Source organism: Streptomyces sp. NRRL S-920 (assembly GCF_000717945.1).
GTDB classification, from domain to species: domain Bacteria; phylum Actinomycetota; class Actinomycetes; order Streptomycetales; family Streptomycetaceae; genus Streptomyces; species Streptomyces alboniger.
This window is the reverse complement of sequence record NZ_JODF01000035.1, coordinates 34894-47047: the sequence shown is the minus strand read 5'-3', so window position 1 is coordinate 47047 and position 12154 is coordinate 34894. Positions and strand designations below refer to the sequence as shown.

Genomic DNA, 12154 nt, shown 5'->3' with positions numbered 1-12154 from the left:
AAGCAGGCACTTTTCCGAGCAGAGGCGACCAATCAAGATCACTTACCGGTGGCCGCCGGGCGTGTTGTCGGTCGCAGGTGCGAGGATGCCTCCAGTACTGGCCACGTGCCCGTGTGCGGTGGGGGGAAACACAGCGCGAGTCCCCGTGCCGGGCGCCCAGCGCAGAAGGGACCGCTGACGGCGATGCAGATCCGGCTGACCGTCCTCGGGCCGCGCAGCGGCCAGCCCGAGCAGCAAGGCCGCCCCACGGCGGCGACCGGCATCCACGGCGCCTGTGACGTGCTGGTCACCGCGCCCGCCGGGACCGCCCTCGCCGCGGTGGCCTCCGGCCTCGCCACGGCCGTCGCGGGCAGCGAGAGCCCCCTCGTGCTGTACGCGGGCCCCGAGCGCCTGGACGCCCAGCGGTGCACGCTCGGCGAGCCCCCCTTGATCGACGGCGCGGTGCTCTCGCTGGGCGCCCCCGCCGAGCCCGGCCCCGAACCGGCCGGCGCGGCCGCCCAGCTGCACGTGGTGGCGGGGCCCGACGCGGGCGGTGTCCATCTGCTGCACGGCGGCCAGATCCGGGTCGGCCGCTCCGCCGACGCGGACGTGCCGCTGGACGACCCCGACGTCTCCCGGCTGCACTGCGCGGTCACGCTCGCCCCGGACGGCCGCGTGACGGTCACGGACCTCGGCTCGACGAACGGCACCTCGGTGGACGGCACGGAGGTCACCGACCGCCCCGTGCGGGTCTCCCCCGGCTCCCTGCTGCGGATCGGCGAGTCCGCGCTCCGGCTGACCGGCGGCGGCCTCGGCGCGGCCCCGGGAGCGGGCGGCGTCCTCTCGACGGCCCCCGACGGCGAGGGGCACGTGCGCGTGCGGGTCGCCGAGGCCCCCCAGCCCGCCTTCCTCGCGCCCGCACGCCCTCCGGAGGGGACCGCCCACCACGCGTACGGCTCGGCGGACTGGGGCGCGGCGGGAGGCGACGGCACCCACCGCCCGTCCGGCGCCCACGGGACCCACGGCGCCTCGGGGGCGTACGGCACTTCGGGGGCGTACGGGACACCGGGGCCGCACGGCTCGCACGGGGACGGCACGTCGCAGGCCCACGCCGGCGGGCCCGGTGCGTACGCCCCGGGCGGCGGCCCGGGTGCCGTGCCGCCGCAGGGTGGCGTGCCCGACGCCGAGCGGACCCGCGCCGGGACCCCGCCGCGCGGCACGACCGTCCCGCGCGCCCTGCGCAAGCGGAGCGGCCTCTCCGCCTGGGCCCGGCGGCTGGCCGGGGGCCGGGCCGGCGGGCAGGACGAGGGCGCGTACGACAGCTATGAGCCCTACGCCGACGACGAGGACGGGGCCGACGGCGCTCTCGGGGCGGCGGAGCCCACGCCGGAGGAGCTGGCCGTGGCCGCCGCCGCCCGGACGCCCGAATCCTGGCCGGATCCCGCCACCCTGCTGCTCACGGCGCTCGGCCCCGGCCCCCGTCTCTGGGAGCGCGGCCCCGGCCACCCGGAGGCGCTCGCGGTGCGGCTCGGCACGGTCGACCGGGTGGCCCCCGGCGATCAGGCGCCGCTGCCCGCCGTGCCCGTCACGGTGAGCCTGCGGGAGGCGGGCGCGCTCGGCCTCGCCGGGCCCCGGGAGCGGCTGACCGGCCTGGCCAGGGCCGTCGTCGCCCAGCTCGGCGCGCTGCACTCCCCCGACTGCCTGGAGATCGTGCTGATCAGCACGGACCGCGCCCGCACCACAGCGGAGCGCACCGCCGAGTGGGCCTGGCTCGGCTGGCTCCCCCATCTGCGGCCCACCCACGGCCAGGACTGCCGGCTCCTCCTCGCCTACGACCGTGATCAGGCGGCGGCGCGCACGGGCGAGCTGATCCGGCGCCTCGACGACCACATCGCCGATGAGGGCGTGGCGGGTGCCGGGAAAGCCGCTCCTTTCGAAGGCCCCGAGCCCCTCGGGGGCCCCGGTTCCTTCGGACAGCCCGGCTCCTTCGGGGCGCCCGGGTCCACGGAGTCCGCTGCCCGGGAGCCCGCGTGGCGCACTGTCGTCATCGTCGACGGCGACCCCGGGTCGGCCGCGCTGCGGGAGGCGACCGTCCGGCTCGCCGGTGAGGGCGCGCGGGCCGGGATTCACGTCGTGTGCCTCGCCGAGACCGAGGCCGCCTCCCCCGCCTCGCCGGTCCTCGACACGTACGAGGCCGCCTGCTCGGTGTCGCCCGCCTTCCGCGCGTGCGGTGCCGTCGCGCTGCTCAGCGGGGACGTGGCGACCGCGCTGCGCCTGATGCGGACGGCGGGCGGGCGCCCCGCGGGGCACGGCACCGTCGCCGCCGTGGACGCGGTCTCGGCGGCCTGGGCCGAGCGGTTCGCACGGGCGCTCGCGCCGCTGCGGACGGACGGCACGGCCGGTGAGGGCCACGCGCGCGTGTCCGCGCCGCTGCCCCAGGCGGCCCGGCTGCTGGACGAGCTGGGGCTCGCCCGGGCCACGCCCGCCTCGCTGATGGCGCGCTGGGCCGCCGCGGCGGACGACGCCGAGGCGCTCGGCGGGCGGGCCGTCGCGGTGCTGGGTGCGGGACCGCGCGGGCCCGTCGTCGCGGATCTCGCCGCCGACGGACCGCATCTGCTGGCCGAGGGGCCCGCGGGCAGCGGGCGCACGGAGTTGTTGCGTTCCATCGCCGCGTCCCTGGCCGCCGCCGAGCGGCCCGACCGGCTCGGCATGGTCCTCGTCGACGGGCGGGACAGCGGGAGTGCGGGCGGGGCCGCCGGGCGGCAGGGCGCGGGGCTCGGGGTCTGTACGGACCTGCCGCACGTCACCACGCACCTGGTGGCCAACGACCCGGTGCGGATGCGGGAGTTCGCGCAGTCCCTGGCGGCCGAGCTGAAGCGGCGGGCGGAGCTGCTGGGCAGGCTCGGGTTCGCCGAGTGGCATACGCAGCGGGAGGTCTCGGGGCGGATGGTGGCGCAGCGGTCGCCGTCGTCGTCCGGGGCGGGTGGTGCCTCCGGGGGCTCCGGGGCCGCTGGGTCTTCCGGGGCGGGCGGGGCAGGCGGGTCCTTCGGGGCTTCTGGGGCGTCGTCGTCCGGGGCGTCGTCCTCGGGGGGTGGCGCGGAGGGTTCCGCGGCCGTGCCCGCGCAAGGCGGCGACGGTGATCTCGACCCGACGCCCAGTCCCACGATGCGGTTGCGGCCCGCGGCGGCGCGGCAGCGGCCCGAGCCCGGACCTCCACTGCCGCGGCTCGTCGTACTCGTCGACGACTTCGACGCGCTGCTCGCGCCCGCCCTCGGCTCCCCCGGGCGCCCGGCGGCCGGCTCGGTCGTGCGCGCCCTGGAGGCGGTCGCGCGGGACGGCGAGCGGCTCGGTGTGCATCTCGTGGCGGCCACCGGGCGCAGTGAGCGGATGCCGGAGACCGAATTGGGGCAGCGGGCGTCGCTGCGCGTGGTGCTCGACGCGGTGGCCTCGGGGCCCGAGGAGCCCGCGCCGGGGCGGGGGGAACTGCGCTCCCCGGATGGGCGGGCCACCCCCTTCCAGGCGGGGCGGGTCACCGGGCGGATTCCCCGTACGGCGACGCTTCGGCCCACGGTCGTGCCGCTGGAGTGGGAGCGGATGGGGGATCCGCCGGCGCGGCGGCCCGTGCGGGAGCTGGGGAACGGTCCCACCGATCTGGCTCTGCTGGCCAGTGCGCTGGAGCGGGCGGCACGGTCGGTCTCGGCTGATCAGGTGCCGTCGCTTCTTTAGGCGGTGGGGGGAGCTTCTGTTCCGTCCCCTTTGCCGCGGGGGCGCTTGCGTGCCGTACGCCCGTTGGATCGGTTCCCGGCGCTGGTGCGTTGTGCCCACCCTTCCCCAAGCTCTCGGCTCCGCTCGACCAGGGGAGACCCCAATCGCCCTGCGGCACGCCTGCCCACAACGGGCAGACCTCTGCCCTCAGCGGATCGTCGCCCCGTACACCCTCTCCACCCGCATCGTGATCAGGACGCGTCGCTCCGCGACCATCACCGCGCGGTACTCGTCCCAGTCCGGGTGTTCTCCCGCGGCCTCGCGGTAGTACTCCACCAGGGCCGCCACCTCGGGGCCCGCGGGGTCCGAGCCGGGGCCCGTGAGGGTGACCGTGCCCTCCGCCGTGGCCCAGGCCATGCCGTCCGGGTGGGTGACCTCCAGCGCGGCCCGCGCGTCGCGGCGCAGGTTGGTGATCTTCGCGGTGCCCACGGTCGTGGAGATCCGCAGGAGGCCCGTGGCGCGGTCGTACGACGGCAGGACCGGGGAGAGCTGCGGGCGGCCGTCGGCCTTGATCGTCGCGAGTACGCCGAGGCGGCTTTCGGCGAGCAGCGCGTGCGGGTCGAAGGCCTGGGCGGCGCCGGCGGTGGCTTCAGTCATGTCGGGGCCAACCCGCGCCCCGGTGGTGCCTATTCCCCCCAGTGGTGCGACAAGGCCGGGCACGCGGTGATGACGCCACGTCACAACGCCATCACGATCGATGAGTTGACACCGCAGGCCATCTTGCCGCCCCTCCCCGCACGGGCGTAGACAGACCGCACGGGACTCGCCAGGGAAGAGAACGGGGCAGTGATGCGCAGCACTCTTCGCAGTACACGCAGGGCGCCACAACATCGGCGCACCACCGCCAAATTCGCCGCGGCCCTCGTCGCGGGGGCGCTCGCGCTCACCGTCACCGCGTGCGGTGGCGACGACAGCGACGACGGGGAGAAGGGGGGCAAGGACGGCGGCAAGGGCGACGGCGCGTCGGTCCAACTTCCCAAGCTGGACGGCGAGAACGTCTCGGTGTCCGCCGTATGGGGCGGCTCGGAGCGCAAGGTCTTCCTGAAGGTGCTCGACGAGTTCGAGGAGCGCACGGGCGCCAAGGTCTCCTTCGTGCCCGCCCAGGACCCGATCATCAGCTTCCTGGAGTCGAAGGTGGCGGGCGGGCAGCCGCCGGACGTCGCGATGCTGCCGCAGGTCGGCGCGATCGAGCAGGCCGTGGCGAACAAGTGGGCCAAGCCGGTCGGCGCCGAGGCGCAGAAGCAACTCGACAAGAACTACGCCAAGGGCTGGCAGGACCTGGGAGCCGTCGACGGCAAGCAGTACGGCGTGTACTTCAAGGCCGCCAACAAGTCGCTGGTCTGGTACAACACCCGCGTCTTCGAGAACGCGGGCGTCAAGGCCCCGAAGACCTGGGACGAGTTCATGGAGGCCGCCCAGACGATCTACGACTCCGGTGTGCCGCCGGTATCGGTCGCGGGCGCCGAGGCGTGGACGCTGACCGACTGGTTCGAGAACATCTATCTGTCGCAGGCGGGCCCGGAGAAGTACGACCAGCTGGCCCAGCACAAGATCAAGTGGACGGACCCGTCCGTGAAGGACGCGCTGACCACGCTCGGTGAGCTGTTCGGGAAGAAGGGCTTCGTCGCGGGCGGCGCGGACGGCGCGCTCCAGACCGAGTTCCCCGCTTCCGTGAAGCAGACGTTCAAGGGCGGCGACCAGCCCAAGGCGGGCATGGTCTTCGAGGGCGACATGGTCTCCCTGCCGATCTCCGAGACGAAGGCGAAGGTGGGCACGGACGCGAAGGTGTTCCCGTTCCCGGCCGTGGGTGACGAGTCGCCGGCCGTGGTCGGCGGCGACGCGGCCGTCGCGCTGAAGGACAGCAAGGGGGCGCAGGCGCTGCTGACCTATCTGGCCTCGCCGGACGCCGCGCGGATCTGGGCCGAGGCGGGCGGGTTCATCTCGCCCAACAAGAACCTGGACATGGCGGCGTACCCGAACGACGTGCAGCGCAGCATCGCCAAGGCGCTCATCGCGGCGGGCGACGACATCCGCTTCGACATGTCCGACCAGGCCCCGCAGGCCTTCGGCGGCACGCCGGGCAAGGGTGAGTGGAAGGCGCTCCAGGACTTCCTGAAGAACCCGAAGGACGTCGAGGGGACGCAGAAGACGCTGGAGACGGCCGCCGCCAAGGCCTACAAGGACTGACGCGATGGCGTCCGCGAACGCCGGGGGCACCGCGAAGGCGGCGCCCCCGGCCCCGATCCCGCGCAAGAGCGTGACCGGCACCCGCAGGATCGTGGCGGTGCTCTTCCTGCTGCCCGCCCTGGTGCTGCTCGGCGCGCTCGTCCTCTACCCCATCGGGTACTCGCTGTTCCGCAGCTTCTTCGACTCGTCGGGCGACTTCACGGCGTTCGGCAACTACAAGACGCTGTTCACGGACGACAGCATTCTGACCGCCATCAAGAACAACGCGGTCTGGCTGGTCGTGGCGCCCACCGTGGCGACCGCGCTCGGCCTGATCTTCGCCGTGCTGACCGAACGGGTGCGCTGGGGAACGGCGTTCAAGCTCGTCATCTTCATGCCGATGGCGATCTCGATGCTGGCCGCGGGCATCATCTTCCGGCTCGTGTACGAGTCCGATCCCGACCGGGGTGTCGCCAACGCGGTGGCGGTGAGCGTGCACGACACATTCGCCGAGTCGTCGGCGTTCCCGCAGGCGCACCCCAGCATGAAGTCGCCGCTGAAGTCGGCCGGCGGCGGGGCCTTCATCACCAAGGAGCCGGTCGAGGCGGGCACGCCCGTGGTGCTGCCGCTGACCGGTGTGCCGCCGAACGAGATGCCGGACGACGCGAAGGCGGCCAAGCCCGCGCGGGCCGAGGCCGGCCAGGTCACCGGCACGGCCTGGCAGGACTTCACACGCGGCAAGGGCCGGGGGAAGGTCAACGCCCCCGACACCGCCGAGCTGGGCTACGCGGGCATCAAGGTCGAGGCCGTCAAGGACGGCGAGGTCGTGGCGTCCACCGAGGCCGGGGCGGACGGCACCTTCGCCCTGCCGAAGGAGGCGGACGGCGCCCGACTGCGCTTCCCCGCCTCGAACTTCCGCGAGCCATACAACGGCGTGGACTGGCTGGGACCGTCCCTGATCACCCCCGCGGTGATCGGCTCGTACCTGTGGATGTGGGCCGGTTTCGCGATGGTCCTGATCGCGGCGGGCCTCGCGAGCGTGCCGCGTGAGCTGCTTGAGGCGGCGCGGGTGGACGGGGCCAACGAGTGGCAGGTGTTCCGCCGGGTGACGGTGCCGCTGCTCGCGCCGGTCCTCGCGGTGGTGCTGGTCACGCTCATGATCAACGTACTGAAGATCTTCGACCTGGTGTTCGTGATCCCGCCGGGCTCCTCGAAGGACGACGCGAACGTCCTCGCGCTCCAGCTCTACAACTCGGCGTTCGGCGATCGCGACGCGGGTGTGGCCAGCGCCATCGCGATGCTGCTCTTCCTCCTGGTGATCCCGGTGATGCTGTTCAACATCCGGCGCATGCGGCGGGAGGGGCGACGATGACGACCCAGACGGAGATCGTCAAGGCCAAGCAGTCCCTCGGCGGGCGGATCGCGTCCGCGCTCGGGGGCACCGCGCTGCGCGTGTTCCTGGTGCTCGTCGGGCTGTTCTGGCTGGTGCCGACCATCGGGCTGCTGATCGGCTCGCTGCGCACCTCCGCCGACATGAGCGAGAGCGGCTGGTGGAAGGTGTTCGGCGCGCCCTCGCAGATGACGCTGGACAACTACTCCAACCTCCTCAAGGACGAGACGATCACCGACTCGATCCTGTCCAGCGTCATGATCACGGTCCCGGCGACGGTGCTCGTCGTGGTCCTCGGCTCGCTCGCCGGATACGCCTTCGCGTGGATGGACTTCCCCGGCCGCGACTGGTGGTTCATCGGCGTGGTCGGGCTGCTCGTCGTCCCCGTGCAGGTGGCGCTGCTGCCGGTCTCCGAACTCTTCGGCGAGATCGGCATCTTCGAGACGACGGTCGGCGTGGTCGTCTTCCACGTCGCCTTCGGCCTGCCGTTCGCGATCTTCCTCCTGCGGAACTTCTTCGCGGAGATCCCCCGCGAACTGCTTGAGGCGGCGCGGCTGGACGGGGCGGGCGAGCTGCGGCTGTTCCTGCGGGTCGTGATGCCGCTCGGGGCGCCCGCGATCGCCTCGCTCGGCATCTTCCAGTTCCTGTGGGTCTGGAACGACATGCTGATCGCGCTGATCTTCGCCGACTCGGAGAGTCCCCCGATCACGGTGGCGCTCCAGCAGCAGGTGCGGTTCTTCGGCGACAACGTGCACATCCTGGCGCCCGGCGCGTTCATCTCGATGGTGATCCCGCTGGCGGTGTTCTTCGCGTTCCAGCGGCAGTTCGTGACCGGGGTGATGGCGGGCGCGGTGAAGTGACTCGCGCGCGGGCCGCCGCCTCCTTCCGTGTGTAGCGGCCCGCGTTGTGAGACGTACGGGGTAAAAGTGGGCAAAGTGTATAAATGCATTACTTTGGGTTCACGTCACCGCGCCGCCCAGGACCCCCGCCGCCTGCCCTGCGGCGGTTCCGCGCCGGCGCGCGCAGCACGCGGTTCCGGCTGGAGCGGGCCGCCGCGGGGCGGGTACGCGGAGCGGCCTGGCGGGCCGAGCCCCTGCTGACGCCCGTTCACCTCTCGCTCCGGGACAGCCGTACGCTCAATCTCGCGCTCCCCGCGGAGACCGAGGGCGCCGACGGGGCCGCCGACGCGCCGGTCCGGGCCCGGCTGCTGATCACGCGCGGCCACCGCAGACACGTCGTCCCCCTCGCCCTTGAGCGGCACTCCGCCGGGGCCCCGCTCCTCACCGCCACGGCCACGCTGCGGGACATGCGGGACGGCGTGTGGCGGCTCACCGTCGAGACGCGGGGCGCCGACGGGCGCGTACGGCGGCGGGGAATCACGCCGGCCGGGGACGGCGCGCCGGCCGGGACGCCGACCGTGCCGCACGCGCCCGACCCGCTGACCGGCACTCTGGTACGGATCGTCAGATCCCGCGGCGGGCGCGCCGTGCTCCAGGCCACGCGGTCGCGGCCGCGCGCGGAGCTGGTGCGGTTCGAGCCGCGCGGGGACGGGATCACGGTGCGCGGACGGCTGATCGGGGGACGACCGGCCGGGGCGGCGTCCCCGCCCCGGCGCGCGGAGGCCGTGCGCCGCAGGGACAAGGTGGTCGTACCCGTCGAGGTGGCGGAGCGGGGGCCGGACGGCACGTTCACGCTGCGGGTGCCGCTCGGCGCGATGACCGGGGCCGGGCCGGGGCAGTGGGTGTGGGACTTCCAGGTGGACGGGCTGCCGCTCGGGCGGTGGCTGTCCGACGTACGGGACCCCTCGGCCGCCTATCCGACGCCCTTCCGCGTCTTCGCGCTCCCCGACGGCGCGCTGGTCCGCGCGCACGCCCACTTCACCCGGACGGGCGCCTTCGCGGTGACGTGCTGGGACATCACCGACCTCACGCGCGAACCGGCCGCCCTCGCCCCCGGACCGAAAGGCCGCACGCCCCACCCCACACCCGAGCCCGCGAAGGAGACCACATGAAGATCACGTATCTGCTCGGCTGGGGCGACGAGATGGGCGGCACCGAGCTGGCCACCTACACCCAGGCCAAGCACCTCGCCGAGCGCCCCGGCGTCGAGGTCGAGGTGATCTCCGTCTTCCGGACCCGCGCCGAGCCGTTCTTCCCCGAGGCGCGCGGCCTGCCCGTCCGCTACCTGGTGGACCGCACCACGACACCCGAACGGCCGGTACGGGAGACGGACCTGGACGACGCCGCGTGCCGCACGCTCGCCGCGCTGCCCAGCGAACTGATCAGGCCCGCCTGGGAGGACACCTTCGACCGGCTCTCCGACGTCGAACTGACCGCCGCGCTCACCGCCGTCGACACCGACGTGCTGGTCAGCACCACGCCCGCGCTGCTCGCCGCCGCCGTGACGCTCGCACCCGCGCGGGTCGTCACCGTCCACCAGGAGCACCGCCCCACCCAGCGGCGCGGCCCGTCCGGCGAACCGCTGCTCCTGCACGCCCCGCGCCTGGACGCCCTGGTCACCCTCACCGAACGCACCCGCGACTGGATCGCCGAGTCCCTCGGCCCCACCGCCCCCGAGCTGGCCGTCATCCCGAACGCCGTACCGGACGGCTTCCGGCCGCGCTCCGACGGCGAGGGCAAGGTCATCGTCATGGCGGCGCGGCTGACCGGCGAGAAGCGCGTCGACCACGCCGTCCGCGCCTTCGCGCAGGTCGCCGACGCGCACCCGGACTGGACGCTGCGGATCTTCGGCGGCGGCCACCGCGAGCGCCAGCTGCGCCGCCTCGTCGACGGGTTCGGGCTGCACGACCGGGTCGAACTGCTCGGCCCATGCCAGGACATGGCCGCCGAGTGGGCCAAGGCGGGGCTGAGCCTGATGACCGCCGGGCACAACGAGGCGTTCCCGCTGGTGCTCCTCGAAGCGCTCGCCGCCGGGGTGCCCGTCATCGCCTACGACGTACTGACCGGGCCCGCGGAGATCGTGCGCCACCGCGTCGACGGACTGCTCGTGCCACCCGGCGAGGTCGGTGAACTCGCGTGCGCGATGGACGAGTTGATGGGCGACGACGCGGCCAGGCGCGCATACGCCCGCGCCGCCCGCGAAGGCGTCTACGCCCGCTTCTCCTCCGCGGACGTCACGGCCCGCTGGGAGGAGCTGTACACCCGGCTCGTGGCCGGGCGCGACCGGCCGCGGCGGCTGGCCGGGCGCGCGGACCGCGTGGCCCTCGGCGTCGCGTCCGGCGGCTGCGGCTTCCGGCCCACCGCCCCGCACACCTTCGACGCCGCGGCCGCCGCCGACGAGCGGGCCCGCGAGGACGAGATCATCGCCGCCGACACCACGGGCCGCGTCATCCGCTCGGTGGGCCGCCTCGCCGAGCGGCGCGACGACGTGCTCGCGCCGGACATGGCGCGGTGGAACCTCCGGCTCACCGCGTCCGCCCTGGAGGCCGAGGACGTGCCCTACATCCTCGTACGCACCAACGACGGCACCGCCCACACGCTGGCGGTGGCCGCCGACGACCAGGGCCGCGCGCTGAAGGCGCTGGCGGGGGCGCTGCGCGGGCAGCCCGTCTACGCCGAGCTGGTCAATCCGCGCGACGCGGCGCCCGGGGCCGTCCTCGCCGAACGCCTGGACGGCATCGGCGAGTTGTCCGGTGTCAAGATCTTCAAGCCGGTGACCACCACGACGCTCTCGCTGCGGCACGGCGCGGGGCTCGCCTGCACGGTGGCGTTCTGGCCCCGGGCGGCCGAGGGGGCCCCCGCGGCGGAGGGCGGCTTCCGCGCGCCCTTCGGGACGACGCTGGCCGGCGCCGTGCTGCCCTCGCTCACGCCGACGGCGACCCTGCGGGTGGCGGACCGCGACTACCCCACCCTTGAGGTGTTCACCGAACTCCTCGTCAAGGATGTCGACTTCCCCATCGACGCCGTCTACACCTGGGTGGACGACTCCGACCCCGAGTGGCGCGCGCGCCGCGACGCGGCCCGCGGCGGCGCCGGGCAGGAGACCGCGGACGACGGCGCCGTGCGCTACCGCAACCGCGACGAGCTGCGCTTCAGCCTGCGCTCCCTGGCCATGTACGCGCCGTGGATCCGGCACGTGTACCTCGTCACGGCGGGGCAGGTCCCCGACTGGCTCGACCGGGACCACCCCGGCCTCACCGTCGTGGACCACCGCGACCTCTTCGCCGACCCCGACGCATGCCTTCCGACCTTCAACTCGCACTCCATCGAGTCCCAACTGCACCGCATCGAAGGCCTGTCGGAGCACTTCCTGTACTTCAACGACGACATGTTCCTCGGCCGCCCCACCAACCCCGACACGTTCTTCCTCAGCAACGGCCTGGCCCGCTTCTTCTGGTCCTCCGCGTCCGTGCCCGCCCTGCCCCTGTCCCCCGACGACGAGGGCTATCTGGCGGCGGCGAAGAACAACCGCGAGCTGCTGCGCCGCACGTTCGGCAGGACGACGACGCACAGCTTCTTCCACGTGCCGTACGCACTGCGCCGCAGCGTCCTGACGGAGATCGCCGAGCGCTTCCCCGAGGAGACGGCGGCCACGGCCCGCAGCCGCTTCCGCTGCGCCGACGACTTCGCCCTGGTCTCCTCGCTGCACCAGCACTACGCGTACCTCACGGGGCGGGCGGTGCCGGGCTCCATCTCCTACGACTTCGTGGACATCGGCGACCGTGCCGACCACGCCCGGCTCGGGCGACTGCTCCAGAACCGGGACCGGACGGCGTTCTGCATCGGGGAGTCGCCCGACAGCGGCATGGCGGACGAGGAGATGGCGCTCGCCATCAGGTCGTTCCTGACGGCGTACTTCCCGGTGCGCTCGCCCTACGAGGCCTGAGCCCGGGAG

Annotated in this window: 7 protein-coding genes; 6 read left to right on the top strand and 1 reads right to left on the bottom strand. The window is 74.0% G+C overall.

Annotation, left to right across the window (positions count from 1 at the left end; genetic code table 11):
- Positions 1–183 precede the first annotated feature (183 nt).
- A complete protein-coding gene (locus IG54_RS0123970) occupies positions 184–3705 on the top strand; it encodes an FHA domain-containing protein (RefSeq protein WP_030788097.1) in 3522 nt (1173 codons plus the stop codon).
- 186 nt (positions 3706–3891) lie between these two features.
- Here the strand turns inward: IG54_RS0123970 and IG54_RS0123965 are convergent, their stop codons facing one another.
- Positions 3892–4341 (bottom strand): PPOX class F420-dependent oxidoreductase, encoded by a 450-nt coding sequence (locus IG54_RS0123965; protein ID WP_030788094.1) that lies wholly within the window; start codon positions 4339–4341, stop codon positions 3892–3894.
- A 192-nt stretch (positions 4342–4533) separates the two neighbouring features.
- Here IG54_RS0123965 and IG54_RS0123960 point away from each other — a divergent pair, with 192 nt between their 5' ends.
- The 5 genes from IG54_RS0123960 to IG54_RS0123940 all read left to right on the top strand — a co-directional run bounded on the left by IG54_RS0123960 (position 4534) and on the right by IG54_RS0123940 (position 12145).
- Positions 4534–5931, top strand: coding sequence for an ABC transporter substrate-binding protein (locus tag IG54_RS0123960; RefSeq protein WP_030788092.1), 1398 nt, complete (start codon positions 4534–4536; stop codon positions 5929–5931).
- A 4-nt stretch (positions 5932–5935) separates the two neighbouring features.
- Entirely contained in the window at positions 5936–7282 is a 1347-nt protein-coding gene (locus IG54_RS0123955) for a carbohydrate ABC transporter permease (protein ID WP_199809582.1), read from the top strand.
- The gene (locus IG54_RS0123950; protein ID WP_030788087.1) at positions 7279–8160 is read left to right on the top strand and encodes a carbohydrate ABC transporter permease; all 882 of its coding nucleotides are present in this window, start codon (positions 7279–7281) and stop codon (positions 8158–8160) included. Before IG54_RS0123955 ends, IG54_RS0123950 begins: the two co-directional genes overlap by 4 nt.
- 83 nt (positions 8161–8243) lie before the next feature.
- Positions 8244–9311 carry a hypothetical protein gene (locus tag IG54_RS0123945; protein ID WP_051819845.1) on the top strand — a complete coding sequence of 356 codons (1068 nt, stop codon included), beginning with the start codon at positions 8244–8246 and terminating at the stop codon, positions 9309–9311.
- A complete protein-coding gene (locus tag IG54_RS0123940) occupies positions 9308–12145 on the top strand; it encodes a stealth conserved region 3 domain-containing protein (RefSeq protein ID WP_030788082.1) in 2838 nt (945 codons plus the stop codon). The genes IG54_RS0123945 and IG54_RS0123940 overlap by 4 nt, the downstream gene beginning before the upstream one ends.
- Positions 12146–12154 lie beyond the last annotated feature (9 nt).